This window comes from Paraburkholderia fungorum, assembly GCF_003610895.1.
In the GTDB taxonomy this organism is placed as follows: Bacteria; Pseudomonadota; Gammaproteobacteria; order Burkholderiales; family Burkholderiaceae; genus Paraburkholderia; species Paraburkholderia fungorum_B.
The window spans coordinates 60,876-87,255 of sequence record NZ_MCAS01000067.1; the positions used below are offsets into that span (position 1 = coordinate 60,876).

Here is a 26,380-nt window from a genome sequence, read left to right on the forward strand (position 1 = left end):
CGGTGATCTGTGACGCCAGGAAAGATAGGGACCGCGCATACGCACTTGCGGATGCCGAACTATCATGAGCGCATGGATTCCGCACTCGTCAACCTCGTTCAGCATCATCCAGCCAATCCGGGCGGCCGCGACTTTGTCGTAGGCGACTTGCATGGCTGTGTCGATGCATTGCGCTATCTGCTGCGCGACATCGCATTCGATCCGGCGCGCGACCGGCTCTTTTCGGTCGGCGATCTGGTGGATCGTGGCGAACATTCCGAGCAGGCGTTGGCCCTGCTCGACAAGCCGTGGTTTTACGCAGTGCTAGGCAATCACGAAGACACGTTGTGCGCGGTCGTCGATGGGCGCATGCGGCGCCAGTGGTGGTATGGAATCGGCGGGACGTGGGCCGCGGATGTGCCCGACGAGCGCTTGCAGCAGTACGCCGAACGTCTGCGAACGCTGCCGCTCGTGCGCGTGGTGGGCAGCGGCAAGGAGCGCTTCAATATTCTGCATGCCGAATTTTTCGGCACGGACGCCGAACTCGATGCCGGCAATTTTTCCGCCGAAACGCGCCAGCAATTGCTGTGGGGGCGCGATCTGGCCTTGGGTAATGGCGATCCGCAGCGGCAGCGCGGACTTTCATTGACGTATTGCGGCCATACGCCGATGCGCGACATCCAGCAGGTCGGCTCACAGGTGTTTATCGACACCGGCGCATTCGGACCTGGCGGCAAGCTGACGATCGTGGAACCCCTGGCGCTGAGGCGCTGGTCGATCTCAGTCGAGGCGGCGCGGGAGAGCGGAGCGGCGGCGCTAGCCTTGCCTTGATTGCCGCTCAACCTACCTGATTGAGTTCGAACACGATATCGATAGCCGCGCCGTTCCAGTTGTATTCCAGATAAGCCGCATGATGGCAGTCACGCAGCAGCGTGGTGCTGAACGCGGCGAGGCACTCGCCTTCTTCATCCCGTACCGACGGATACACGATGCCCGGCGCGCCGGCCTCGCGCACGGCGCGGCCGAGCGATTGTCCGGCGACATAGTCGTCGGGCGACAACACCGCGAGATCGAACGATGCGTCGCCGCGAATATCGACCACGTTGCCTTGTGCCGCCACGGTGTAGAGGCGCATCTGCTGCCGCATGGGCGGCTCGGCGGTCGCCTCCAGAAACTTTCCCGTGTGATAGCGCGTTTCGGCGATTGCGGTGGCACGCGAGCGGGCACAGTAGAAGACGCCATACGTGCCGTCCGAGAAGCGGCTGCCGAGTGGATTCAGATGCGTCAGCGCGGCCATGATCGGTCCATATCCCGGGCCGAAACGGCGCTCTTCGCGCGGCACGAGATCGAGTTCGCCGACTTCGGTGCGCAAGCGGTCGTTGGTCATCGCTTCGAGCGCGTAGAGGGCGTCGAAATCTTCGGGCGATGCGACACGGTCGAACAGATTGACGGCCGGAAAGCGCGTGGGAATCACGCGATACGCGGGCGACCAGTCGAGCGGCGCGCTGCGCCAGCGGTCCTGCCAATGCGGTTTTGTCACGCCCAGCCGCCTCGCATCGCGTCGAGATACTGGCGCACGGCCACGAGATCGCTGATGTTGCCGGCCAGCATGCGGTCGAGCGCGCGGCGGCCGCCGAACGGCGGCGCGCTATTGGGGCGCCTGATCCAGGTGTCGGCGGCGCTGGGCTGCGGCAGCAGAATTTGCAGTGCCTTATAGATGCCAAGCAGCAGCGACAGGCGTTCCAGCGTATCGCGACCCAGACGTGCTGTTTGCGGCGTGGATTTCCACTTGAAATAGGTGGAGCGGCCCGGCGAGCCTAGCAGCACGATCTGCTCGTCGGCGCTCAAGTCCCAGTCTCGCGCGATGTTGAAGAACGCGCGCAAGCCTGCCGCCGACATTTCTGTGAGCGTGGGTTCCGAAACCGGCCGACGGATCGGCGATTCGGGCTGGGTGGCGCGGGCAGCGTGAGCCATGACTGGGTGAGTCCTTATCTGTACTTGTTGTTGATATTAGTCTAAATATGGATTTTTGCAAGAGAATATAATCCCGGCTCGTTATGAAGCCGAAGATCAGGAGAAGCAGGAGATGTGGGTTCGTGCAGTAGCAACAGCAGTTGCAGTGTGGTGTGTATCGGGTGTAGCAATGGCCGCTGGTTATGCGGAAGTGTGGAATCCACCCGAGTCGACCGGGCATGCGGCGAAGCATGCGAAAAAACCGGCGGGGGCTGCCAAGGTCAAGCCGGCAGCCGGCGCAAAGACGGATTCGAAGCACGCCGCGAGCGCTCAGCATGGCGCGCAGCGGGTTGCGTCGGCGTCGAAGAGCGGCGCGCATGGCGGCGTAAAGAAGGTCGCGGACAAGAATGCTGGCCGCAGCGGCGCGGTCAAGAACGCGGGCAAGCCTAAATCGAAGGCCGCCGTGGCGGCGCAGGGTAAAAAGCCGCACGCAAAAATGACTCAGGCGAAGCCGGGTCAAGGCAAGATCGTGCGCGCCAATCTGATCCCAGGCCATGCAGCGCACCCCCATACGGTTAAGGTGGCGGCGAAACCGGCTGCCGTTTCCATGAGCGCGCCTGCCAAGGCCGCAAACATAGCGCCGAACCCGGCTGCCGCAAGCGTCACGGCAAGTCCCGCAGGCTCCAACGCTAATCCGGCTACCGCCAGCAGCGGTTCATTGCCGCCGATCCTTCACTAGTCGCCGGTTCAGGCGGCGCGTTTGCGTTTGGTCTTGGCGCCCGGTGGACCCAGTGCGGCGCGGCCGAGTTCGACGATGCGCGCCGAGAGTTTTTCGAGCCGTGGCGACTGGACCTTCCAGGCGTGCCAGTACAGCTCGACATCGGTGGGCTGCTTCGGCGCAAGATCGACCAGTTCGCCGCGCTCCACGGCATTGCCGAATTCCAGTTCGGGCACCATGCCGTACGCGAGGCCACGCTGGATCGCCATGTAACGTGGTACCGGCGCCGGCACGTAATGGCACGGATAAGCTTCCGGCGGCAGGCCGAAGCGCGTCTCGAGAAAGCGCGCCTGCAACGCGTCCTTGCGTGAAGACAGGATCACCGGCGCGCGCCGTGCGCTTTCACGCGTCAAGCCATTCGGAAACCATCGCTCGACGAACGCAGGCGAGGCCACCAGCCGGTAGCGCATCGCGCCGAGCCGCTCCGCGAAGCAGCCGCGCATTGGCGCGGGTTCGGTCGTAATGCAGCCGATCGCGAGGCCTGAGGCGAGCAGCGCGTGGGTGTGATCCTGGTCGTCGACCGTCAGATCCAGCAGGACGTTTTCCCGCAGCAGGATCTCGGAGAGCGCGGGGAAAAACCACGTGGACAGCGTATCGGCGTTCACGGCCGCGGCGACGTTCAGCAGCGCTTCATTGGCGCCGGCCAGATCGCTCGCAAAGTCGTCTTCGAGCAGGGCGGCGCGCCGTAAATACTGCAATAGACGCTGGCCCATCTGCGTCGCGCGGCATGGGCGCGTGCGCACGATCAGCGGACTGCCCAGGCGCGTTTCGAGCGCACGCACACGCTGCGATACCGCCGATGACGTGATGTTCAGGCGCGCGGCGGCCTGCTCGAAGCTGCCTGTTTCGATGACCGCACGGACGGCGGTGGTTTGTCGGGGGTCGAGGTCCACTAATCTGCTTCTTGGATGAAATGGTTAGCTGTTCAGCGTAAGCGAAAGCTGGCGAACTTTATTCATGGTCTGGCGCGACAAGTCGTTTCGTCATTACGTTGCCAATCCATTCGTCACCAATCGCAACGTCTCCATCGATCGCTTGTCCCTCACTCGCGAATTCAGCGTCACGCGCGATTCCGGTAATTGTGGCAAACCCAGCCGGGCGCCAACCTCCACCAGGCCCCGCGGCGCCACCCTGCGCGCCAGCGGCGACACGGCGAGACCGGCTGCCACCGCGGCGCCGACCGCCGCCACACCGCCACCGACGAACACTTCCTGCCAGGCAATCCCGGCCTCATTCAGCGTGTGCAGCGCGACGTCGCGCACATTGCACGGTGGACTCAGCAGCGCCAACGCCAACGGCTCGCCGACGCGTGGCAGCCATTCCGGCATGGCGAGCCAGCCGAGCGGCTCGGTGAACAGCACCTGCGCGTCGTCGCGCGGTGGCTCGTCGGCGCCATAGCGGATGATCACCGCGTCGAGGCGCCGTTCATCGAATTGCGCGAGCAGCGTCGCCGACGTGCCCAGATGCAATTCCACCACCAGACCCGGATCGTGCGCGTTGAGCCGCGCCAGCAATTGCGGCAGGTTCGGCCCCGCGACATGCTCGCTCAGCCCCAGCGTGAGCCGCCGGCGCGCCACCGACAGCGAACCCAGCGCCCGCTCATGCGCGCCCAGCAGATCGCGGGCCGCGCCAAGGAACGCGTTGCCGTCCGCGGAAAGACGCACGACGCGCGGCGTGCGCTCCACCAACTGCTTGCCGAGGTGCGCCTCCAGCCGCTTGAGCTTCAGGCTGACGGCCGATTGCGTGGTGTCGAGCGCGTCGGCGGCCCGCGTGAAGCTGTGCAGATCGGCGACCAGCACGAAGGCGCGCACGGCATCGAGATCGAGGACTTTCATTTCAGTTGAATATAGATGAAATAGCCGATGATGGCTATTCATTATGACCGAGTGCGCCTAAGCTGTGTTTACCCAATCACTGCAACCAGGGAGTTTCATCATGCCGCTCACACGAATCGCATTGCGTGCAGGAAAGTCAGAGGAATACCGGAAGGCGTTGACGGACAGCATCCAGCGCTCACTGGTGGAGACGTGCAACGTGCCGAAAGACGACATCTTCATGCTTATCACCGAGCACGAAGCCGGCAACTTTGTGTACGACAGGCAGTATCTGAACGTCGAACGAAGCGACGATCTCGTGATCGTTCAGATTACGTTGAACAACACGCGCACGCTCGAGCAAAAGAAGGCGCTGTACAAGCGTATGGCGGATGAACTGGCGGAGTCGCCGGGGCTGCGACGAGAGGATGTGTTCATCAATCTCGTCGAAGTGCTGAAGGAAAACTGGTCGTTCGGAAACGGGATCGCGCAATACGCGGTTTGAGTGACTGGCGAATGAGATGGGCGGTGCTGCGTCGCTATAATGGTTCGCTGTCCTTTCCTCGCACATCGCCTGCCGCCGCCATGACATCCGACCATCTCGATCCGTCTCATGAATCCCTTGAACTCGGCGGCTCCATCTGGTTTCAGGCCGGCGCGCAAACGCTCGGCGGCGCGTCGCGGATCGCGCTGCTTGCGGCGATCGGCGAGACCGGCTCGATCACCAGCGCGGCGAAAGCCATCGGCATGAGCTACAAGGGCGCGTGGGACGCCATCGACACGATGAACAACCTCGCCGGTGAGCCGCTCGTGGTGCGCTCGACGGGCGGCAAAGGCGGTGGCGGCACCACGCTTACGCCGCGCGCCGTAAAGCTGATCGAGACGTTTCGCGCGGTCGAGCGCGAGCATCGGCGCTTTCTCGAACGGGCGGGGGCGGCCATTGAAGGCTTTGCGACGGAGTGGGATCTGATCGGCCGCATCGGCGTGAAAACAAGCGCGCGTAATCAGCTGTATGGAACGGTGACGGCGATCACGCGCGGAACGGTCAACGATGAAGTGACGCTGGCGCTGCCAGGCGGCCACGCGCTCGTTGCGGTTCTCACGCACGAGAGCACCGAGACGCTGGGCCTCGTGGAGGGCGCGGCGGCGTTCGCGTTGATCAAGGCGTCGTGGGTCGTGTTGCTCGTGGAGAACGAAAACGGCGCGCCCTTGCAACTGTCGGCGCGCAATCAGTTGCGCGGTACCGTGCAGAGCGTGAAGCGCGGCGCGGTCAACGCCGAGGTGTCGTTGGTGCTGGAGGGCGGCGCGGTGATTACCGCGGTCGTCACGAATGAAAGCGTCGATACGCTCGGGCTTGTGGAAGGCGGAACCGCGGTTGCGGCATTCAAGGCGTCGAGCGTGATTCTCGGCGTGAAGGACTGAGTGGACCAGGGGCGCTGCAAAGGCGCGCCATCAGGTCAAGACTCGCTGCGCACGTAGCCTGCGAATGTCTGATTCTCGCGCACGCAACCATCGCTGACCTGCACAACCTGATCGCCGAACGCGGCGACATCGTCAGGATCGTGCGTGATCAACACCATTGGAATATCGAGCCGCGTTTGCAGGTCCGATAATTCGCTGCGCATGCGCTGACGCAGCGCGCTATCGAGCGCGGAAAACGGCTCGTCCAGCAACAGCAATTGAGGTCGCGCGACCAGCGCCCGCGCCAGCGCCACGCGCTGCTTCTGTCCGCCTGAAAGCTGCGCCGGATGATTGCCCGCCACGCTTTTCAATTCAAGCGCATCGAGCCAGTAGTCGACTTGCGGGTGCGAGATTCGCGCGCGCGGATTGAGCCAGCCCTGCTGCAACCCGAAGCCGATGTTCTGCCGCACGTTCAGATGCGGAAACAGCGCGTAGTCCTGAAACAGATACGCAATCTTGCGCGCCTGCGGTTTCTGATCGACGCTGCGCGCGCTGTCGAATAGCGCATTGCCGTGCAGCGTGATCGACCCTTCGTCGGGACGCAGCAAGCCGGCGATGGCCTGTAGCGTTAAGCTCTTTCCCGCACCGGACGGCCCGAACAGCACAACGCGCTGCGTGGTGGTCCTGAATGCGACGTCGAGCGTGAAGCGGCGCTCGGCGCTCTGGAAAGTCTTGCGGATGTCGACGGCGAGCGGCATATCAGCGGGACGTCAAAAGCGTGTGCTGCGGTACCAGACGGCCCGCGAGCAACAGGATCACGACACACGTGACCGAAGTCACAAGCACGAGGAAATTGGCGGTGCTGTCGTCGCCGGCCTGCACGGCTGAATAGACCGCGACTGAAAGCGTCTGCGTGCGGCCCGGCAAGTTGCCCGCGATCATCAGCGTCGCGCCGAACTCTCCGAGCGCGCGCGCAAATGCCAGCAATCCGCCGGCGAGAATGCCGCGCGCGGCGAGGGGTAGCGTCACGCGAAAGAAGAGCGCGGTCTCGCTGACGCCGAGCGTGCGCGCGGCCCGCTCGAGCTGCGGATCGACCGCTTCAAAGGCGGCGCGCGCCGACTTCAGGACGAGCGGGAACGCCACCACCGTCGACGCGATCACCGCACCCTGCCAGGTGAACACCAGCTGGATATCGAAGCGGTCGAGCCACCCGCCGATCACGCCGCGTCGGCCAAGCACCACGAGCAGGTAGTAGCCCAGCACGGTAGGCGGCATCACGAGCGGCAACATCAGCAGCGAATCGATCACGTCGCGCGCGCCGGAGCGCCAGCGCGACAAACCGAAGCCGGCCGCGACGCCGAACACCAGATTGAGCGCGGTGGCCCAGCCCGCTACTTTCAGCGATAGCAGGAGCGGAATCCAGGCCTGTTGCATGAGTGTGCGGTACCCGAGTTAGTGCGCCGGCTTGAAGCCGTACTTCGCGAGCACGGCCTGGCCGGCCGGCGAGAGCACGAAGCTCATAAAGGCTTGTGCGTCGGCTGCGTGACGGCTGCCTTCGACCTGCGCGATCGGATAAGTGATCGAGGTTTGCGTCGGCACGTTCATCGCGACTTTGACCTTGTCGGGCATGACCGCGGCATCGGTGCTGAACACGAAGCCGGCGTCGACTTCGCCGCGCGACACGTAGTCGAGGCTCTGGCGTACGTTCGATGCCAGCACGGCCTTCGCGTTGACCGCGTCCCATACCCCTGCGGCCTGCAGCGCGCCTTGCGTGTAGCGGCCAACCGGCACCGAGGCCGGATCGCCATAGGCCACGCGCTTCACCGTCGCGGACGTCAACTCGTTCAGCGAGGCCGGTGCGAAATGGCTGTCGGCCGGCACGATCAGAACCAGCGAATTGGCGGCGAAGTCTTTACGTGTGGCAGGAACGATCACTTTTTCCGCGGCGGCCTTGTCCATCGCTTTCTGGTCGGCGGAGGCGAACACGTCGGCAGGCGCGCCCTTGACGATTTGCTGCATCAGCACATCGGACGCGCCGAAGTTCAGGAGGACCTTGGTGCCCGGATGCTGCTGTTCGAAAACCTCGCTCACTGCTTTGAACGCGTTGGTCAGGCTGGCGGCGGCGGAGACCACCAGTTCGTCGGCACGTGCGTTGGCGCTAACGGCAACGGAGACGGCGCTGGCGATGAACAGCGCATGTTTCACAAGGCGGCGGGACAGTGTCATGAAGGTATGGATGTCCGGCAGGGGCCGGAACAGCGGGTTAAAACGCTATCGTAATATATGAAAGGTTATAGCGGTACCCATGACGACTATTCAGTTGCGCGCATGAAGTGCCGCGCGGATCGGCCTGCGGAGGCTGCAGCCGCCGGGAGCGCGCCCGGCTAAGAGTGCTTCAGACGTCCGGAGTGTGCGACGGCGTAAGCGTATTGAGCGTTTGAGATACCGGTGCCGTAGCGGGGCGGACGTCGCGTACGGCTCGCCACTTGGCGCGAATGAACGGCCGGTCGTGACCGGACACTTTCAGCGCGATATGCGTGACCCAGCGTTGCGTCGGGACATGCACGCCGTGCATCAGCACCGCGAGGACCATCAGACTTGCGGTAACGGGCCACGCCGACAGCCGGCCCGGCTGGAGATTCCACGCCATGCGCACGAAAACCAGCGCCGCCAGTGCGCCGACCAGGCAGCCCGTAACGGCTTCAGACGGTGAGTGAGCGCTCAGCACGACGCGCGACAAGCCGACCGCGATGCCCGCGGCCAGGCCGAACACGACGCCCAGTAGACGGATGGCCGGTCGCGCCGGCAGCAGCATCAGGAAGAGGGCGACAGGATAGACGGCGGTAGACAGCATGGCATGACCGCTGACGCCGGTGAAATCCAGTTCGCGTATGCCGACACCCCAGCCGAGAAAGGCCAGCTTGGTCACCGTCACAATGCCGATGGCCGCGCCAAGCAGCAACAACCAGCCAGCCGCCATGCGCCACGAGTAGCCGATTCCCAGCCAAAGCGCGATGGCGAACGCGAGCGGCAACGTCATGCCGGCGCCGCCGAGGCTGGTGATCGAGTACCACAGGTGGACAGGTAAATCGGGCATGGCAAAAGAGCGACCAAGGCCGCGTAGAATCGGGTTGGTAATGGTTTAACGCGCGAACGGCGTGAAGCGCCGACGCCGCGAAGGCGTATTCCGAAATTATTTACTCACCAGTATAGACGGGTGCTTCGGAGCAGACTTGCCACGCGCCACGCTTTTTGTGGCGGGCCGTTGGCTGGCGAACAGGCACTGCAGAGGTTTGACGTTGTCGCTGCTACAAGGTTCGCCGGGCGGAAAATTCGGTGCTCGACAGTGATTCAGGCCGCCAGCATCGCATGAGGATTGGTGTTATTGTGCATTGCACAACAAAGCGTCGTCCTATCGGACGGCACCTGTCCCTTTTTGCGAGGTTACCCGCCGATGGCAAAAAGTCTATCGAAAATCTGGCTGCGCGGCCTCAAGCGGCTGCTCGCCATTCAAACCGAGCACGCCCAGGCAACCACTAAGCGCGCCCCCACGCGCCCGGCACGCGCCGCCACCAGCAAGCCTTCGGCCAAGGTCCGCCCTGCCAAATCCGTGGCCGCGCTACGCGCGTCCGCGAAACGGGAAGCGCCGCGCGCCGCCCCACGGGAGTCGCGGGTTCGCCCGCGCGCTTCGGCCTGGGCAAGCGGTTCGTGGACGCGCTCGTTCCACTCGGCGCCTGCTGCGCCCGGGCGGCTCGTCAACCATCTTCAGTATGGTTTGTATATCCCGTCCGGCCATGCGCACGAGTCGATGCCGCTGGTCGTGATGCTGCACGGCTGTACCCAGTCGATTGACGAATTCGCGGAAGGCACGCGGATGAACGTGCTGGCGGACCGGTTCGGTTTCGCCGTGGTTTATCCGGAACAGTCAAAGCACGTGCATTCGCATCGCTGCTGGCATTGGTACGACGCAGGCGACAGCGCCGGCGGCGCCGAGGCGCGCGCGGTCGTCTCGCTGGTGGATTCGCTGATTGCCCAGCATGGTTTCGATAGCGAGCGTGTGTATGTTGCCGGCATCTCTGCCGGCGCAGGCCTGACAGCGCTTCTGGCCGTCAACTATCCGGAGCATTTCGCGGCGGTCGCGCTGCATTCCGGCCCCGCTTTCGGTGAGGCCCGCTCGGGCATTGCGGCCATGGACGTGATGCGGCGCGGTGCGCGCCGCGAGCCGGCCGAGCTGGTCGACGAACTCGTTAATGTGGCCGAATACCCCGGCATGCCGGCCATCATTCTCCACGGTGACACCGATCACGTGGTTGCGCCGGTCAATGCGGACCAGTTGGCGGTGCAGTTCCTCCGCCTTAACCGGATCGTCGACGAGAAAGGCGCGCGCAAATCCGGCGAAGTCAAGGAAGAGCGCAAAGGCGGCGTGGTGATGCGCGACTATCTGCGAGGCGGGCGGCGCGTGGTTCGACTGTGCCGCGTGCAAGGTCTCGCGCACGCCTGGAGCGGCGGTGACGACGCCGTGCCGTTCCATTCCGCCAAAGGTCCGGACGCGAGTGCCATGGTGTGGGAGTTTTTCAGACACCAGCGCCGCACGGGCACCGGGCGTATCGCTGAAAGCACCGCCACAGAAGCCTCGGCGGACACACAGTAAGGTTGGAGCAACACTTCGAAATGAGTATTGGCGCATTCCTAGGGTTTTCCCTATAATACGGGTTATCCCTTAGGCGTTAACGCCTAAATTCATTGTCGAGGTTGACCGTGTACCTGCTTACCCGCCTGTTTCTGTTTCTGACCAAATCGCCCGATCAACTCGCGAAAGAACGCGCTGACGCATTCCTCGCAGAAGCAACCGATCTGTACGATCTGGAATTCCGTATGCGCAAGCTGGACCGTGAAGCCACCGCCCGTCATCCGTCGTGGATGAGCCAGCATTAAGCTGCGCGGGTTTGCAACATCGGCGCGTAGTGAAGAACGCCGGTGTTTGGGGTCGGTTGGCCCAACTGTCACAAGCCACAAACCACAAGTCGCTGGAAGTCTCGCGACAGCAAAAGACGCATCGCTCAGTCTCCTCCAGACATTTTTGAACAAATGATGTGAGCGAGCACTTACTTGCCGAAACGCGCAAGTGTACGTTGCCGCGCCTCAGCATGATCCACGATCGGCGCCGGGTAATCCTGGCCTAATATCACGCCGAATTCCGCAAGCCGTTCCGCACCCGCCAGCCATGGCGCGTGAATCCATTTGGTCGGCAATTTCTCCAGTTGCGGCAGATAGCGTTTGACGAAACGCCCTTCGGCGTCGAATTTTTCAGATTGTGTGATCGGGTTGAAAATCCGGAAGTATGGTTGCGCGTCGCATCCCGTCGATGCCGCCCACTGCCAGCCGCCGTTGTTCGCCGCGAAATCGAAGTCGTTCAATTGCTCGGCGAAATAGCGCTCGCCGAGCCGCCAGTCGATACCCAGATCCTTCACCAGAAAACTCGCCGTCACCATCCGCAGGCGGTTGTGCATGTAGCCCGTCTGGTTCAGCTGCAGCATCGCGGCATCGACTAGCGGATAGCCGGTGCGGCCGTCGCACCACGCGGCAAAAGCGTCGTCCGCCGCCGGGCCTTGCTCCCAGCGGAGCCGGTCGTATTCTTCCTTGAACGAAGCGCCGGCCGCCAGCCGCGGATGGTGCGAGAGGATCATGAAGTAAAAATCCCGCCAGACCAGTTCCGAAAGCCAGGTGGCCGAGCCTTGCCCGTCGGGCTGCAGCGAGTTTTCGTAGGCGAACCGCGCGAGCGTGCGGATCGAGACCGTGCCGAAACGCAGATGCATCGACAGGTAGCTCGGGCCTTTGACGGCGGGAAAGTCGCGCCGGTCCTGATAACTGTCGATGCGGGTCATGAAGTCGTCGAGCAGACGTTGCGCGCCGCTCATGCCGGTGGGCAAGTTGAGTTGCGCGAGATTGCTCCGTGCGAAGCCCAACTGATCGAGCGTCGGCAACTGGCGGTCCAGTTTCGGCGGCAGCGCGGTCAGACGATTCGAATAGATTTCCACCGGATACGGCTTCAAATCGAAGGCCGTCAACTGCTTGAGCCATGCGTTCTTGTACGGTGTGAACACCGTGAACGGTTTGTTCTGACCCGTCAGCACTTCATTACGCTCAAAAATCACCTGGTCCTTGAACGTCAGCCATTGGCGTCCAGCGTCGGCAAGCCGCTCCCGCACTGTCTCGTCACGTTCGATCGCGACCGGTTCGTAGTCGTGATTCGCGAAAACCGCGTCGACGCCGAGTTCTTCGGCAAGCCTGGGGATGAGATCGACCGGGTCGCCATACAGCACGGCGAGGCCGCCGCCCTTGGCGCGCAATGCCTCGTCCAACTCGCCCAACGCGGCAAGGATGAACTCGATGCGGCGGTCCTGCGCTTGTGTATCCGGATGGCGGGTCTGCCAGGCGTCGATCAGCGGTTGCAGGATCGTCGTGTCGAATACGAACACGCACCAGACGCGCTCGCAATGCTTGAGCGCGTAGTAGAGCGCGGCGTTGTCCGTGCTGCGCAGGTCGCGGCGAAACCAGACCAGGCCGGTATCGAAAGTGTCGTTCAGGCGTCGGACGCGTGTCATCGGAATCGTGGACGAGGGTGAATGGCTGCGTGATCGAGCATCGACCGGCGCAATGATGAGCTGCCCGGAGACAATATGACGGAACCGGGCGATTATTCACAGAATTGGCGATGGTAAGTGATTGCATGCTCCCATAACGCACATTACGTGCCGCACCCATAAAACGGTGCAGCGCCCGGCCCTGTTTTGCAGGGTGCGGGCGCTGTTCGGCGCGGCGCGGTTTTGCCGCGCGGTGTCAATTACTCATCAACGAACCATTCAGTCCGTGGCTTAGACCACTTGCAGGCGTACCGCGACGTTGTTGCGCGTGGCGTTCGAGTACGGGCAGACCTGATGTGCTGCATCGACCAGTTCCTTGGCCGCGTCTGCAGCAAGGCCCGGCAGCGAGACGCGCAGATCGATGTCGAGCGCGAAGCCACCCTTGTCGTTCGGGCCGATGCCGACTTCTGCCGTAACCTGCGTGTCAGCCGGCAAAGCCTGCTTGTGCTGACCGGCGACAAATTTCATCGCGCTCAGGAAACACGCCGAGTAGCCGGCCGCAAAGAGTTGTTCCGGGTTGGTACCGGCGGCGCCGTTGCCGCCCAGTTCGCGCGGTGCAGCCAGTTTCACGTCCAGTGCATTGTCCGACGACACTGCACGACCATCGCGGCCACCGGTGCTCGTTGCGCTTGCCTTGTACAGGATGTTCATGGTGTTGCTCCTTTATCTCGGTTGTCAGGGTTTGCTTGCTTGCCGCTTGTTGCTTGCCAGCCGTTCTGGCGAGGTGCTATCGAAGCGGCATGTGATAAAGATAGTACACAAATCATTTGTGTGCAAATGAATTTTTGCATCGTGTCGATAGCGTGCGTTTTGAAGCAGGCCGGTTACTGGTCCATGTAATCGTTGAGTGTAGTGCGCAAACGTGTCAGATCGTCGCGTAGACGGAGCAGGAATTCCGGCGACTGCTGGGTCGCGCAGAAGATTTCCGCGGGCACTTCGCGTGCCTGACGTTTCAGGGCGGTGCCGGCTTTGGTGAGGCGGATATAGACGAGCCGCTCATCCTCGACGCCGCGTACCCGCTCCAGGTAGCCCTGCGCTTCGAGACGTTTGAGCAGTGGCGTGACGGTTGCCGAGTCGAGATTCAAGCGCGCCGCGAGGTCCTTGACCGTCACGTCGTCGGCCTCCCACAGCACCAGCATCGCCAGATATTGCGGATAAGTGAGGTTGAGCTTGTCGAGGAGCGGCTTGTACGCTTTCGTCATCGCAAGCGAGGTCGAATAGAGGGCGAAGCAGAGTTGCTCGTCGAGCGTGAAGGGTAAGGCGGGGCGCTGGGTCATGTTGCATCTCGCATAATAAAAGAGCGTGCAAATCGATTGCGCGCAAACCATTGTGCCGCAAATCGGGGCAGGCTGACGAGTCGGAGGATTCAATGAAGCCGCGGGCGGCGCGCGCCAGGGCAGGACGGCGGGCGGGGCGCAGAAAAGCGCCCCGCCTCGCAAGTGCTCAAGCCGCCGGCGTGGTCGGCAGGTCCGGCGCTTCGGGCGTTTGCACGCCGAAGCAGCCGCGGTAGGTCGCGTAGAACGAGCAATACAGCATGGTCGTGACGATCATCGTGGCGGGCATCAGGATCGCGAAGGCGAAGTCGCCCGCGCCGAGCGCCTGCATCAGTGCGGTCAGACCGAACGAGACCGTTGTCGCCACGGCGAACCACAAGGCGCCGAATACGATGAACGCACCACGATTGCGCCAGCAACTGACAACGCTAAAAAACATCGCCTTGACGGGCGGCACATCGTGCCACGCGGTAAGAATTGGTGAGAACCAGAAAATCATGGCGACCGGTACATAGAACGCGAACGCGGTCAGCACCGCCAGCGGAATATTGCTGTTGGCGACCACGTCCTGATCCACCGTGGCCATGCCGAGCATGACCTTCAGCAGCATGCCGCCGTCGGCGAGCGCCGAGCCGGCCAGCACCAGCGCCATTGCGGCAACGTACAGCACGCCCAGCAGCAGCAGACGTTTGGCGACCCCGGGGCCGTACGAGTGGAAGCCGTCCACCAGAATGGTCGGGAACACGGGTTTGCCCGCGATGGTGTTGCGGCATGCCGCCATGAAGCCGACCGCGACGCCCGGGATGAAGATCAGCGGCAGCACCCCGCCGACGACCGGAATCTGCGCCGCCAGCGTCATGACCAGCAGATAGGTGAAGAACAGCGTCAGAAACGCGAGCGGGTTCTTGCGGAACAGCCAGATACCCTGCCGGAACCAGACATAGCCGGTTTTCGCGGGGACTTCGATCAGTTGCATGAGGTATGAATGCCTGGAAGTGCAACGCCGGTCAGGCGTTCGCGCAGGATGCGCTCGAAATGGCCGGGGTCGTGCGGTTTGAGCAGCTCGGCCGCGCGCGGCAAATGAAAATCATACAGGCGCGAGACCCAGAAGCGGTAAGCGCCCGCACGCAGCATGTCGCCCCAATGGCGGTTTTCTTCGGCGGTGAACGGGCGCACGGTCTGATAGGCGCGCAACATGGCTTCGGTGCGCGCCTCGTCGAGCTTGCCGGTGGCGAGGTCGACGCACCAGTCGTTGACCGTCACCGCGACATCGAACAACCACTTGTCGCAGCCGGCGAAATAGAAGTCGAAGAAGCCGCCCAGGCGCACCTCATGGCCGGTTTCCGGCGCGGCATGCGCGAACAGCGCATTGTCGCGGAACAGATCGGCGTGGCAGGGGCCCTCGGGCAACCTGGCGTAGTCCGCCGAGGCGAAGAACGCCTCCTGATGCGCGAGTTCGGACGACAGCAGGTCGCGTTGCTCGCCCTCGAGGAACGGCAGGATGGTCGGCACCGTTTCCTTCCACCACGGCAGGCTGCGCAGGTTCGGCTGATGGCGCGGGTAATCGCGGCCCGCCAGATGCATGCGCGCGAGCATTTGCCCGACCTCGACGCAGTGTTCGACTTGCGGCGCCATCTCCGGCGCGCCTTCGAGCTTGGTCACGATGGCCGCGGGCTTGCCGTGCAGCGTGCCGAACAGCGCGCCGTCTTCGCGTGGCATGGGATCCGGCACCGGCACGCGGTGTGCGGCCAGATGCTGCATCAGATCGAGATAGAACGGCAGTTGCCCGGCCGTCAGCTTTTCGAAAATCGTGAGGACGTATTCGCCGCGCGTCGTCGTCAGAAAGAAGTTGCTGTTCTCAATACCGGACGGGATGCCGCGAAACTCGACGACTTCGCCGAGATCGTAGTGACGCATCCATTTTGCTAGTTGGGGTTCGGTGACAGCGGTGAAGACAGCCATGCGGGAAACGTCGGATCAGGTTAGTCGGGCTGGCGCAAGGCGGCCAGTGCGAGGTGTGAGGTGCTGAAAATCGGCAAGCAGGGTGAAAGCCCGGGGCGACGCCCGTGGGCCGCACAGATAGAGGGGGGCGGCTTACGTCGCGCCGCCGCCCCGGCATGCATCAATAAGTCAGATTCACCGACGGCAAACGCGTGCTCGCGCGACCGTTGTCGCGCACGGTGGGTGACGTGTCGAGCGGTGCGCTCATCTGATAGCGCGTGCCGAGATTCGAATGCACGTTGATTTCGACGGGCTTGCCTTTGTCGCGATATTCGGTGATTTCGGTGCCGTTGGCGCTGCGTTCGTAGAAGCTCGGCGTGCGCGGGACGTTGATTTCGACCTTCGAGCTGACCTCGGCGGCCGGACGATTGATCTTCGCCAGGTCAGGCAAACCGGCCCGTTCATTAGCGGACTGGGGTGCATCGGGGGGCGGAGTGTCATCGACAGGCTGGGCAGCCATCGCGGCGTTGCCAAAGGCGAAGGCCAGTGCAACGGCGACGGGAAGGAGCGGCTTCATGGTGATTCTCCAATATGGTGCCCCGATTCTAGCAAATCCAGCTTTGCCCCCGGGCGCGATCACCTTATTTTGCGCCGCTTTCGCGCGACGTGCGCGCAATCTTGCGGCCGCCATCGCGGCAGTTGTGGTAGGCGCCGCGGGGTCATTTGGCGATCACAGGTTCCGTGGTAATGTCGTCTCATCAATTGAGGTGAATGAAGATGAACAACGATACCAATCAACGCGCGGTGCAGACTCCCGCCAACAGCTTCCCAACCGAATCCTTTGACGACGCGACCGACGCTGTCACGCGCCTGTCGGCGATTTATGAGGCGAACACCTCGTTCCTGCGCGACGCCTTCGCGCGCTATCGCCGCAACGAACTGTTCGAAAGCCGGGTGCGCGCCTGCTACCCGTTCGTGCGCGTGTGTACCGAAGTCAACACGCATATCGACTCGCGCCGCTCGTACGGGTTTGTCGCGGGCCCGGGTGTGTTCGAGACGAGCGTCACGCGTCCCGACCTGTTCGGCAACTACTATCGTGAACAATTGCGTCTGCTGGCGAAGAACCACCACGTGAAGATCGAAGTGGGTGTCTCCGACCAGCCGATTCCGATTCACTTCGCGTTCGCTGAAGGCATTCACCTCGAAGGCGATCTGGATCGCGAGCGCCTCTTCCTGATGCGCGACGTGTTCGATACGCCGGACCTCGCGCTGCTCGACGACCGCATCGTCAACGGCACCTATGAGCCGCTGCCGGGCGAGCCGCATCCGCTCGCGCTGTTCACGGCGGCGCGGGTGGATTTTTCGCTGCATCGGCTGAAGCACTACACGGCGACCTCGCCCACGCATTGCCAGAACTACGTGCTGTACACGAACTACCAGTTCTACATCGACGAGTTCGTCAAACTCGGCCGCACGATGATGGCCCATACCGACGACGAGGAACTGCGCGCCTATCGCAGCGAATACACGTCGTTCGTCGAGCCGGGCGACGTGATCACCTACAACGAGAATCTCGGCGAGCAGGCGCAGGAAGGCACGGCGCCGCCGCGTTTGCCGCAGATGCCCGCGTACCATCTGAAGCGGGCCGACGGTAGCGGCATCACGATGGTCAACATCGGTGTCGGGCCGTCGAATGCGAAGACGATTACGGATCACATTGCCGTGCTGCGCCCGCATGCGTGGGTCATGCTTGGTCACTGCGCGGGTCTGCGCAATACGCAGCGTTTGGGCGACTACGTGCTGGCGCACGGCTATGTGCGTGAAGATCACGTGCTCGACGACGATTTGCCGCTGTGGGTGCCGATTCCCGCGCTTGCCGAAGTGCAGGTGGCGTTGGAACGCGCGGTCGCGCAAGTCACACAACTGGACGGCGTCGAATTGAAGCGCGTGATGCGCACGGGCACGGTTGCGAGTGTGGATAACCGCAACTGGGAGCTGCGCGACCATCGCGAGCCGGTGCAGCGGCTGTCGCAAAGCCGTGCGGTCGCACTCGATATGGAAAGCGCGACGATCGCCGCGAATGGCTTCCGTTTCCGCGTGCCTTACGGCACCTTGCTATGCGTGTCGGACAAGCCTTTGCATGGCGAATTGAAACTGCCGGGCATGGCGGATCAGTTTTATCGCGCGCAGGTCGATCAGCATCTGCAGATCGGCGTGAAGGCGATGGAGTTGTTGCGGATGAATGGGCTGCACCGGTTGCATAGCCGGAAGCTGCGTAGTTTTGCGGAAGTGGCGTTTCAGTGAGCGTCTGTCGATACGGCACGATGAGGCGAGGGCGAGCGTCTGTTCCGCTCGCCCTCGCCTGAAGCGATTCAGAACTGCCCAAACCCCGTCAACCCGATCAAACTCCCAGCCGCCAGCAGCCACAGCGGATGAATCCGCGTCTTCAACGCCAGCACCGCGGTAAAAGCGCAGATTGCCCAGGCAATCGCCGTCGGGTTCGACGCCTCAGCGATCAGCGACGCGCTTGCCGCGACGATGCCGGCCGTCACCGGCACCAGCCCCATTTGCGCGTAACGCCGCCATGGGCGGTCCTTGAAGCGATCCCACGCATGCAGCGCGAGAATCGTCACAAGCGAAGACGGTCCGAATTTCGCCACCGAAGTCACCAGCATCCCCGCCCAACCGGCCACGTGCCAGCCGATCAGCGTGACGATCATCAGATTCGGCCCCGGCGCGGCCTGGGCGAGCGCGAACAGCGCGCTGAATTCGCTGGCCGGCATCCAGTGATGCACATCCACGACCTGACGCTGCATCTCCGGAAGAATCGTGTTGCCGCCACCAAATGCGAGCAGCGAAAGCTGACTGAAAATAATCGCAAGCGAAATGAGCGTGTCGTTCATGGTGCGGCCCTCGACGCGATGTAGATGCTGAGCGGCGTGAGCACCAGCATCGTCGGCAGAAGCGGCAGACGCATGATGGCAATCGCGATGAAACCGAGCGCCGCGATAAGCGCGGCCATCGGTTTATTGCGCAACGGCAGCAGGATTTTCACGGCCATCGAGATCAGCAGACCGGACGCCGCAGCGGCGAGACCGGCAAACAGATGGCGAACGTGCGGGTCGTTCTGCGTATGTTCGTACAGCACGCCAAGGCCGATCACCACCAGCGACGGCCCCGCGATCAACCCGAGCAATCCCGCCAGCGCACCCGGCACGCCGCGAAAGCGCATCCCGATCGCTACCGAAAGGTTGATTACGTTGCCGCCCGGTAAGAACTGGCATAAGCCGAGCAAATCGGTGAATTCCGCGCCGGTCAGCCAGCGCCGCTGCTCGACCAGGGCGCGCCGTGCCAGCGGCAGCGCCCCGCCGAACGAGATCAGCCCGAGGCCGAGAAAGCCGCCAAAAATTTCCTGCAGTGTGGGCGTGGGCGCGAGAGCGGCCTCGGCCGAAGTGAGATCCTGATCCATATCGCTAAGCTTCCAGTTCAAGCTCAGGAGGTTAGCGCCGAACCGGCTCCAGGCAAAACGATTTTTGAGCGCGCCTTTGTGACTTAGAATCACAAGCATGGCCCGTAATCTTCCTCCCTTCCCCGCGCTGCGTGCCTTCGAAGCTGCCGCGCGGCATGAAAGCTTCACCGCCGCGGCGAACGAATTGCATGTGACGCACGGTGCAATCAGCCGGCAAGTTGCGTCTTTCGAAACCTGGCTCGGTGTGCAGGTGTTCCATCGACGCGGCAAGCGCGTGCGCCTGACCGACGACGGCCGCCGTTATCTGGCCACCGTGCAGGCCGCGTTCGACAGCATCGCGCTGGCCACGGACCAACTGCGTGATACGGGTGTAGTTCACGTTTTAAGGGTGAATGCGCTGCCGACCTTCGCAATGAAATGGCTGCTGCCGCGACTCCATCAGTTCCAGCGCAAAGTACCGAATGTGGAACTGCGCTTGTCGACTTCAAACGCACCGGTCGAAACGCTGGACAGCTTCGACGTCGCGGTGCGGCGTGGTCCGGCGCATTGGCCGAACTGCGTGAGCGGCCATTTCCTTGGCGAGAGCGAAATCCCGGTGTGCAGCCCGGCGCTCCTGCAACGCTCGCCGATCAAGGTGGCCGACGATCTCGCGAAGCACGTGCTGCTGCATTCGGACACGCGGCCCGACGCGTGGAGTAACTGGTTATCGGCAGCAGGGGTCACCGCGAAATGCCGGAAAAAGCAGTCGTTCGATCACTTCTATCTGGCCTTGCAGGCGGCGGTGGACGGTCTCGGCGTGGCGCTCGGTCCGTTGCCTTTGCTGGCGGATGAGCTGGCATCGGGGCGGCTCGTTGTGCCCCTGTCTGGTCCACGTATCGATGCACGCGGTTATTGGTGGGTGGCGAGGCGGGAGGTCGCGCAGGCGCCGCTCGTGGCGCAGTTCTGCCAATGGCTGCAGGCGCAGGGGGATCAGACTGATGTGGCGGAAGCGAGCGGCCTGGAGGCCGCCCGCTAGAACCCGCGCACGTTGCTCAATGCGGCTTGAATAGTGCGCAGTTGTACGCAGTTACCGGGCGCACTTGCTTCACGCACGGGGCGCGAAGATACAGCTTTACAGATAGAACATCCGGTCTTCATCCGACTTGGCCGGATGAGGCTCGGCTTCTTCGCGGTCTTCGTAGAACTTCAGCACCGCTTCGAGCACCTGGTCCGGATCGTCGATCACCTGCATCAAGTCCATATCTGTCGGATTGATCAGGCCCATCGGCGTGAGCGAATTCTTGAACCACGCAAGCAGGCCTTCCCAGAATTCGCCGCCCACCAGAATGATCGGCACGTGGCGCGATTTCTTGGTTTGAATCAGCGTGAGGACTTCGGCGAGCTCGTCAAGCGTGCCGAAGCCGCCAGGCATGACGATCACCGCATCCGAGTTCTTGACGAACGTGACCTTGCGCGTGAAGAAGTGGCGAAAACGCAGCGAAATGTCCTGCCACTGATTGCCCGATTGCTCGTGCGGCAGTTCGATATTCAGGCCGACCGAAGGGGCCTTGCCGGCATGAGCGCCCTTGTTGGCGGCTTCCATAATGCCGGGGCCGCCGCCGGAGATGACCGCGAAGCCCGCGTCCGACAGTTTGCGCGCGATTTGCGTGGCGAGTTTGTAATAGGGCGAGTTCGGTTTCAGGCGCGCTGAACCGTAGATGCTGACAGCCGGACGAATCTCCGAGAGGTACTCGGTCGCCTCGATAAACTCTGCCATAATCGTGAACATCTGCCACGATGCGCGGGCCTTCTTAGCCGTAGCGCGCTCTTGATCTGCGAGTGATCGCAGACTCGGAATCACTTTTCTCTTAGTCATAATGCCTGAAGAACGAAGCCTTGAAGGTAAGACCCTGCTATTGGTCGACGGTTCGAGTTATCTGTACCGGGCCTACCATGCGATGCCTGATCTGCGCGGACCCGAAGGTGGTCCGACGGGTGCGCTCTATGGAATGATCAACATGCTGCGGCGCATGCGCAAGGAAGTCACCGCAGAGTATAGCGCGTGCGTGTTCGACGCCAAGGGCAAAACGTTCCGTGACGACTGGTATGCCGACTATAAGGCGAACCGGCCGTCCATGCCGGACGACCTCGCCCGCCAGATCGAGCCGATTCACGTCGCCGTGCGCGCGCTCGGCTGGCCGCTGCTGATGATCGAAGGTGTCGAAGCCGACGACGTGATCGGCACGCTCAGCACCGAGGCCGAAAAACGCGGCATGAATGTGATCGTGTCGACTGGGGACAAGGATCTGGCGCAGCTCGTGTCGGATCATGTCACCCTCATCAATACGATGACTAATGAGAAGCTCGACCGCGAAGGCGTGATCGCCAAATTCGGCGTGCCGCCGGAGCGCATCATCGACTACCTGTCGTTGATCGGCGATACCGTCGACAACGTGCCCGGCGTCGACAAATGCGGGCCGAAAACGGCGATCAAATGGCTCACGCAGTACGAGACACTCGACGGCATCGTCGCACATGCGGACGAAATTAAAGGTGCGGTAGGAGACAATCTGCGACGTGCGCTCGATTTTCTGCCGATGGCGAAGAAACTCGTCACCGTCGAGCGGCAATGCGATCTGACCGGCCATATCGTGTCGATCGAGGAAAGCCTGCAAAGCCGGCCGGAATCGCGCGAGGAATTGCGCGACGTGTTCACGCGCAACGGCTTCAAGACCTGGCTGCGCGAAGTGGAAGTCGCCGAGGTCGTGGAAGGTCCCGAGACCGACGTGCCGCCGGCGCTCACCGTGGATCACGAACGTCACTACGACACCGTGCAGACCTGGGAACAGTTCGACGCGTGGCTCGAGAAAATCAACGCGGCCGAATTGACCGCGTTCGATACTGAAACCACCTCGCTCGATCCCATGACCGCGCAAATCGTGGGCGTGTCGTTGTCGGTCGAACCGGGCTATGCCGCTTATGTGCCGCTTGCGCATCGCGGTCCGGACGCGCCCGTGCAACTGCCGCGCGAGGAAGTGCTGGCAAAGCTCAAGCCGTGGCTGGAGAGTGCCGAACATAAAAAAGTCGGCCAGCACATGAAGTACGACGAACAGGTGCTGGCGAACTACGGCATCGAAATGCGCGGCGTCGAACACGACACGCTGCTGGAATCGTACGTGCTCGAGTCGCATCGCACACACGATATGGACAGCCTCGCGCTGCGCCATCTCGGCATCAAGACGATCAAATACGAAGAGGTCGCGGGTAAGGGCGCATCGCAAATCGGCTTCGACGAAGTCGCGTTGGAGCAGGCCGCCGAGTATGCAGCGGAAGACGCCGACATTACCTTGCGTCTGCATCAGGCCTTGTATCCGCAAGTGGCCGCGGAGAAAACGCTCGACTACGTGTATCGCGACATCGAAGTGCCCACTTCGCGCGTCTTGCGCAAGATGGAGCGTACCGGTGTGCTGATCGACGCGGAAAAGCTGCGCGCGCAAAGCAGCGAAATCGCCGCGCGTCTGATTCAACTGGAAAGCGAAGCGTACGTGCTGGCCGGCGGCGAATTCAATCTGGGTTCGCCGAAGCAGATCGGCCAGATCTTCTTTGAAAAGCTCGAATTGCCGGTGGTCAAGAAGACCCCGAGCGGCGCGCCGTCCACCGACGAAGAAGTGCTGCAAAAGCTCGCCGAAGACTATCCGCTGCCGAAGATCCTGCTCGAACACCGCGGTTTGTCGAAGCTGAAATCGACGTATACCGACAAGCTGCCGCGCATGGTCAACGCCACCACCGGCCGCGTGCATACGAACTATGCGCAGGCGGTAGCGGTCACGGGCCGGCTGGCGTCGAACGATCCGAACCTGCAGAACATTCCCGTGCGCACTGGCGAAGGCCGCCGCATTCGCGAGGCGTTCATCGCGCCGCCGGGTCACAAGCTCGTGTCCGCCGATTACTCGCAGATCGAGTTGCGCATCATGGCGCACATTTCCGGCGACGAATCGCTGCTGCGCGCATTCTCCCAAGGCGAAGACATTCACCGCGCCACCGCAGCGGAAATTTTCAGCGTAACGCCGCTCGAAGTCTCGAGCGATCAGCGGCGCGTGGCGAAGGTCATCAACTTCGGCCTGATCTACGGCATGAGCGCGTTCGGTCTTGCCGCGAACCTCGGCATTACGCGCGACGCAGCGAAGCTGTATATCGACCGCTACTTCGCGCGTTATCCGGGCGTCGCGCGTTATATGGACGAAACGCGTCTGAGCGCGAAGGCCAAGGGCTACGTGGAAACGGCGTTCGGTCGCCGCCTGTGGCTGCCGGAGATCAACGGCGGTAACGGTCCGCGCCGCCAGGCAGCGGAGCGCGCAGCCATTAATGCGCCGATGCAGGGCACGGCCGCCGATCTGATCAAGCTCTCGATGATCGCGGTGCAGAAGTGGATCGAAGAATCGAAGGTCGGCACGCGCATGATCATGCAGGTGCACGACGAACTGATTCTCGAGGTGCCAGACGCGGAACTGTCCGATGTACGTAAGCGCTTGCCGGAACTGATGTGCGGTGTCGCCGCGCTGAAAGTGCCGCTGGTCGCCGAAGTGGGCGCCGGCCTGAACTGGGAAGAAGCGCATTGACGTGAATGTGACGAAGGCGCCTGAAAGGCGATAACGTCGTGCACATGTCACATATGCGTATTGATAGCTTGTGACAACCCGTACTGCTCGCGGACAATCAGCCAGAACAGGCGGCGCGTTCTTGATGCTCAAGGCGCGCCGTCGCGACGCATAACCCATCGGCAAATACGGAGAGTTCAATGCATCGTTTTATCGTCGTTGGCGGAGGTGCGGGAGGGCTGGAACTGGCGACACGCTTAGGTGACCGCTATGCGCCTCACAAGAATAAAGGCGGTGTGCGCGCGCAAGTAACGCTCGTCGACCGTAACCCAACCCATATCTGGAAGCCGCTGCTGCATGAAGTGGCGGCCGGCAGCATGGACCCGTTCACCCAGGAACTCGAATATGCGGCGCAAGCGCGCTGGCATGGCTTCGAGTTTCAGCAGGGCGAGTTGACCGGGCTGGACCGCGCGAACAAACGTCTCACGCTCGGCACCGTGCTCGACGACGATGGCGCCGAATTGCTGCCCGCACGCGAACTCGAATACGACACGCTGATCATCGCGATCGGCAGCACTACGGCGTTCTTCGGCGTGAAGGGCGCGCCCGAGTTTTCTCTCGCGCTCGACACGGTCAGCCAGGCAGAGCGCTTCCGCAAGCGCCTGATCGCGGCTTGCATGCGCGCTGAGCATCAGGTGCATGAGCCGGTCGAATCGAACCCGGGTACCTCGCCTTCGTCCGAGCCGCGCATCCAGGTGGCGATCGTCGGCGGCGGCGCGACGGGCGTCGAACTCTCGGCGGAGTTGCGCAACACGGCCCAGGTGTTGTCCGCTTACGGCTTGCATAAGCTCGATCCGCGGCACGACGTCGGCATCGTGTTGATCGAAGCGGGCCCGCGCATTTTGCCGGCCTTGCAGGAGCGTGTATCGACCGCCACCGCCGAATTGCTCACCAAGCTCGGCGTGAAGCTGATGATCGGCGAGACCGTGGCGGAAGTCGCGCCCGGCATGATCCGCACGGCCAGCGGCAAAACCGTGCGTGCGGACCTGACGGTATGGGCGGCAGGCATCAAGGCGCCGGCCGTCCTGAGCGAGCTCGACGGCCTGCCGGTCAATCGTCTGGGGCAACTCGTCGTGCGCCGCACGCTGCAAACCGAAATCGACGACAACATCTTCGCGCTCGGCGATTGCGCAGCTTGCCCGTGGCCGGGCAATGAGCGCAACGTGCCGCCGCGGGCACAGGCGGCACACCAGCAGGCGAGCTTCCTGATGAAGGCGCTGGCGGCCCGGCTCGAGAACAAGCCGCTGCCGGAGTTCACCTACCGCGACTTCGGCTCGCTGGTGTCGCTCGGGCACTTCAGCGCGGTCGGCAATCTGATGGGCGGTGTGATCGGCGGCAATATGTTGATCGAAGGGCTGTTCGCGCGCTTCATGTACATGTCGCTCTACCGGCTGCATATCGCGGCGTTGCATGGCTACGCGCGGATGGTGCTCGACACCTTCGCGCACTGGCTGCGGCGCACCACACTGCCGCGGGTCAAACTGCACTGAAGCCTGGTGGCAGGCTGAGCGCGCCTGAGAAGGGTGCATCTGCAACAGGATGCCGCTGAAGCGTATTCTGTTGCATCCACCCTTCCCCACGAGGAGCGCCGCATGCTGAAACCCGAAATTGACAGCCTGGTCCCGCACGTTCCCTTCAATCGCCGCACCTTCATCAAAGCCGCGCTCGGCACCGGTTTCGCCGCTGCTGTGCTGCCGGTGTCGGCGCAAACCATCCATACCGATAGCGAGGGTCTTGAAGCCGGCGAGATCGCGGTACATTCCGGTGACACGCTGGTGCCGGCCTATCGCGCGCAGCCCAAGGGCAAGACGCATTTGCCGGTGATCATCGTCATCCATGAGGCCTTTGGCGTTCATGAGCATATCGCCGATGTGTGCCGGCGCTTTGCCAAGCTCGGTTATCTGGCGATTGCGCCCGATCTGTTCGTCCGCGAAGGCGATCCGTCGACGCTGCCGACCATCCAGCAAATCAGCAGTCAAATTCTGAGTAAGGTGCCCGACGAGCAGGCGCTGAGCGATCTCGACGCCACGGTCGCGTGGGCGGGCGAACACGGCGGCGATCTGAACCGGTTAGGCGTGAATGGCTTTTGCTGGGGAGGACGTATCGCGTGGCTGTATGCCGAGCACAATCCCCGGCTGAAGGCGGCCGCGGCATGGTATGGCCGGGTCGGCGGCGATCACAGCGCAACGAACCCGGCGAACCCGCTCGACCGTGTGGCCGATCTGCACGCACCCGTGCTGGGTCTATACGGCCGCCAGGACCAAAGCATTCCGCAGGACACGCTCGAACAGATGAAGCAGGCCATCGCGCAGGGCCCGCAGGCGGGGCGCGGCTCGCAGTTCGTCGTGTACGACGACGCGGGCCACGCGTTTTTTGCCGACTACCGGCCGAGCTACAAGAAAGTCGATGCTGAAGATGGCTGGCGCCGCGTGCTGGCGTGGTTCAAGCAGCACGGCGTTGCCTGAACCGTTTAAGCCGTTTGGGCGCTCA

General features: G+C 62.7%; 28 protein-coding genes. 11 read left to right on the forward strand and 17 right to left on the reverse strand.

Features of this window, described 5'->3' with window-relative positions; translation table 11 throughout:
- Positions 1–72 precede the first annotated feature (72 nt).
- Positions 73–810, forward strand: a complete 738-nt coding sequence (locus tag BCY88_RS35855) for a metallophosphoesterase (RefSeq protein WP_183081531.1) — start codon at positions 73–75, stop codon at positions 808–810.
- 7 nt (positions 811–817) lie between these two features.
- Here the strand turns inward: BCY88_RS35855 and BCY88_RS35860 are convergent, their stop codons facing one another.
- Both BCY88_RS35860 and BCY88_RS35865 read right to left on the reverse strand, forming a co-directional pair.
- Complete coding sequence (locus BCY88_RS35860; protein ID WP_120348813.1) at positions 818–1,519, reverse strand: RES family NAD+ phosphorylase; 702 nt, start codon at positions 1,517–1,519, stop codon at positions 818–820.
- A complete protein-coding gene (locus BCY88_RS35865; RefSeq protein WP_120348814.1) occupies positions 1,516–1,953 on the reverse strand; it encodes an MbcA/ParS/Xre antitoxin family protein in 438 nt (145 codons plus the stop codon). The genes BCY88_RS35860 and BCY88_RS35865 overlap by 4 nt, the downstream gene beginning before the upstream one ends.
- A gap of 112 nt (positions 1,954–2,065) precedes the next feature.
- On the opposite strand from BCY88_RS35865, the gene BCY88_RS35870 reads away from it, so the two are divergent.
- Positions 2,066–2,671: a hypothetical protein gene (locus BCY88_RS35870; protein WP_120348815.1), complete on the forward strand. Its 606-nt coding sequence runs from the start codon at positions 2,066–2,068 to the stop codon at positions 2,669–2,671.
- An 8-nt stretch (positions 2,672–2,679) separates the two neighbouring features.
- On the opposite strand, the gene BCY88_RS35875 is transcribed toward BCY88_RS35870, so the two are convergent.
- Entirely contained in the window at positions 2,680–3,603 is a 924-nt protein-coding gene (locus BCY88_RS35875) for an HTH-type transcriptional regulator ArgP (RefSeq protein ID WP_120348816.1), read from the reverse strand.
- Positions 3,604–3,696: 93 nt separating this feature from the next.
- The gene (locus BCY88_RS35880; RefSeq protein ID WP_120348817.1) at positions 3,697–4,545 is read right to left on the reverse strand and encodes a LysR family transcriptional regulator; all 849 of its coding nucleotides are present in this window, start codon (positions 4,543–4,545) and stop codon (positions 3,697–3,699) included.
- Between the two features lie 100 nt (positions 4,546–4,645).
- Between BCY88_RS35880 and BCY88_RS35885 the strand changes: the two genes are divergently transcribed.
- Together BCY88_RS35885 and BCY88_RS35890 are read left to right on the forward strand one after the other, a co-directional pair.
- Positions 4,646–5,029: a tautomerase family protein gene (locus BCY88_RS35885; protein ID WP_120348818.1), complete on the forward strand. Its 384-nt coding sequence runs from the start codon at positions 4,646–4,648 to the stop codon at positions 5,027–5,029.
- A gap of 80 nt (positions 5,030–5,109) precedes the next feature.
- Positions 5,110–5,946: a TOBE domain-containing protein gene (locus tag BCY88_RS35890; protein ID WP_120349007.1), complete on the forward strand. Its 837-nt coding sequence runs from the start codon at positions 5,110–5,112 to the stop codon at positions 5,944–5,946.
- Between the two features lie 35 nt (positions 5,947–5,981).
- Here the strand turns inward: BCY88_RS35890 and BCY88_RS35895 are convergent, their stop codons facing one another.
- The 4 genes from BCY88_RS35895 to BCY88_RS35910 all read right to left on the reverse strand — a co-directional run bounded on the left by BCY88_RS35895 (position 5,982) and on the right by BCY88_RS35910 (position 9,022).
- Entirely contained in the window at positions 5,982–6,683 is a 702-nt protein-coding gene (locus tag BCY88_RS35895) for a sulfate/molybdate ABC transporter ATP-binding protein (RefSeq protein WP_120348819.1), read from the reverse strand.
- 1 nt (position 6,684) lies between these two features.
- Positions 6,685–7,359 (reverse strand): molybdate ABC transporter permease subunit, encoded by a 675-nt coding sequence (modB, locus tag BCY88_RS35900; RefSeq protein ID WP_120348820.1) that lies wholly within the window; start codon positions 7,357–7,359, stop codon positions 6,685–6,687.
- 18 nt (positions 7,360–7,377) lie between these two features.
- Complete coding sequence (gene modA, locus BCY88_RS35905) at positions 7,378–8,151, reverse strand: molybdate ABC transporter substrate-binding protein (RefSeq protein WP_120348821.1); 774 nt, start codon at positions 8,149–8,151, stop codon at positions 7,378–7,380.
- A 169-nt stretch (positions 8,152–8,320) separates the two neighbouring features.
- Positions 8,321–9,022 (reverse strand): phosphatase PAP2 family protein, encoded by a 702-nt coding sequence (locus tag BCY88_RS35910; protein WP_120348822.1) that lies wholly within the window; start codon positions 9,020–9,022, stop codon positions 8,321–8,323.
- Between the two features lie 357 nt (positions 9,023–9,379).
- Between BCY88_RS35910 and BCY88_RS35915 the strand changes: the two genes are divergently transcribed.
- Positions 9,380–10,576 carry an extracellular catalytic domain type 1 short-chain-length polyhydroxyalkanoate depolymerase gene (locus BCY88_RS35915; RefSeq protein WP_120348823.1) on the forward strand — a complete coding sequence of 399 codons (1,197 nt, stop codon included), beginning with the start codon at positions 9,380–9,382 and terminating at the stop codon, positions 10,574–10,576.
- 107 nt (positions 10,577–10,683) lie between these two features.
- Entirely contained in the window at positions 10,684–10,860 is a 177-nt protein-coding gene (locus BCY88_RS35920; RefSeq protein WP_120349008.1) for a DUF3563 family protein, read from the forward strand.
- Positions 10,861–11,030: 170 nt separating this feature from the next.
- Here the strand turns inward: BCY88_RS35920 and BCY88_RS35925 are convergent, their stop codons facing one another.
- The 6 genes from BCY88_RS35925 to BCY88_RS35950 form a co-directional block, all read right to left on the reverse strand.
- Complete coding sequence (locus BCY88_RS35925; RefSeq protein WP_120348824.1) at positions 11,031–12,530, reverse strand: cryptochrome/photolyase family protein; 1,500 nt, start codon at positions 12,528–12,530, stop codon at positions 11,031–11,033.
- Between the two features lie 270 nt (positions 12,531–12,800).
- Positions 12,801–13,220 carry an organic hydroperoxide resistance protein gene (locus BCY88_RS35930; protein WP_120348825.1) on the reverse strand — a complete coding sequence of 140 codons (420 nt, stop codon included), beginning with the start codon at positions 13,218–13,220 and terminating at the stop codon, positions 12,801–12,803.
- Between the two features lie 173 nt (positions 13,221–13,393).
- Positions 13,394–13,846 carry a MarR family winged helix-turn-helix transcriptional regulator gene (locus BCY88_RS35935; protein ID WP_120348826.1) on the reverse strand — a complete coding sequence of 151 codons (453 nt, stop codon included), beginning with the start codon at positions 13,844–13,846 and terminating at the stop codon, positions 13,394–13,396.
- Positions 13,847–14,012: 166 nt separating this feature from the next.
- The gene (locus tag BCY88_RS35940) at positions 14,013–14,819 is read right to left on the reverse strand and encodes a BPSS1780 family membrane protein (RefSeq protein ID WP_120348827.1); all 807 of its coding nucleotides are present in this window, start codon (positions 14,817–14,819) and stop codon (positions 14,013–14,015) included.
- Positions 14,810–15,805, reverse strand: coding sequence for a homoserine kinase (locus BCY88_RS35945; RefSeq protein WP_120348828.1), 996 nt, complete (start codon positions 15,803–15,805; stop codon positions 14,810–14,812). Before BCY88_RS35945 ends, BCY88_RS35940 begins: the two co-directional genes overlap by 10 nt.
- Positions 15,806–15,965: 160 nt before the next feature.
- Positions 15,966–16,361, reverse strand: a complete 396-nt coding sequence (locus BCY88_RS35950; protein WP_120348829.1) for a hypothetical protein — start codon at positions 16,359–16,361, stop codon at positions 15,966–15,968.
- A 200-nt stretch (positions 16,362–16,561) separates the two neighbouring features.
- On the opposite strand from BCY88_RS35950, the gene BCY88_RS35955 reads away from it, so the two are divergent.
- Positions 16,562–18,088 (forward strand): AMP nucleosidase, encoded by a 1,527-nt coding sequence (locus tag BCY88_RS35955; RefSeq protein WP_120349009.1) that lies wholly within the window; start codon positions 16,562–16,564, stop codon positions 18,086–18,088.
- A 68-nt stretch (positions 18,089–18,156) separates the two neighbouring features.
- Here BCY88_RS35955 and BCY88_RS35960 read toward each other — a convergent pair whose 3' ends face one another.
- Together BCY88_RS35960 and BCY88_RS35965 are read right to left on the reverse strand one after the other, a co-directional pair.
- Positions 18,157–18,687 (reverse strand): chromate transporter, encoded by a 531-nt coding sequence (locus BCY88_RS35960; protein WP_120348830.1) that lies wholly within the window; start codon positions 18,685–18,687, stop codon positions 18,157–18,159.
- On the reverse strand, positions 18,684–19,253 hold the full coding sequence (locus BCY88_RS35965) for a chromate transporter (RefSeq protein ID WP_120349010.1): 570 nt from the start codon (positions 19,251–19,253) through the stop codon (positions 18,684–18,686). The genes BCY88_RS35960 and BCY88_RS35965 overlap by 4 nt, the downstream gene beginning before the upstream one ends.
- Before the next feature lie 97 nt (positions 19,254–19,350).
- On the opposite strand from BCY88_RS35965, the gene BCY88_RS35970 reads away from it, so the two are divergent.
- Positions 19,351–20,268 (forward strand): transcriptional regulator GcvA, encoded by a 918-nt coding sequence (locus BCY88_RS35970; RefSeq protein WP_120348831.1) that lies wholly within the window; start codon positions 19,351–19,353, stop codon positions 20,266–20,268.
- Positions 20,269–20,364: 96 nt separating this feature from the next.
- Here the strand turns inward: BCY88_RS35970 and BCY88_RS35975 are convergent, their stop codons facing one another.
- Positions 20,365–21,108, reverse strand: coding sequence for an LOG family protein (locus tag BCY88_RS35975; protein ID WP_054034825.1), 744 nt, complete (start codon positions 21,106–21,108; stop codon positions 20,365–20,367).
- Between the two features lies 1 nt (position 21,109).
- Here BCY88_RS35975 and polA point away from each other — a divergent pair, with 1 nt between their 5' ends.
- The 3 genes from polA to BCY88_RS35990 all read left to right on the forward strand — a co-directional run bounded on the left by polA (position 21,110) and on the right by BCY88_RS35990 (position 26,355).
- Positions 21,110–23,851, forward strand: coding sequence for a DNA polymerase I (gene polA / locus BCY88_RS35980; RefSeq protein ID WP_120348832.1), 2,742 nt, complete (start codon positions 21,110–21,112; stop codon positions 23,849–23,851).
- A gap of 179 nt (positions 23,852–24,030) precedes the next feature.
- Entirely contained in the window at positions 24,031–25,380 is a 1,350-nt protein-coding gene (locus BCY88_RS35985) for an NAD(P)/FAD-dependent oxidoreductase (protein WP_120348833.1), read from the forward strand.
- Between the two features lie 102 nt (positions 25,381–25,482).
- A complete protein-coding gene (locus tag BCY88_RS35990) occupies positions 25,483–26,355 on the forward strand; it encodes a dienelactone hydrolase family protein (protein ID WP_120348834.1) in 873 nt (290 codons plus the stop codon).
- Positions 26,356–26,380 lie beyond the last annotated feature (25 nt).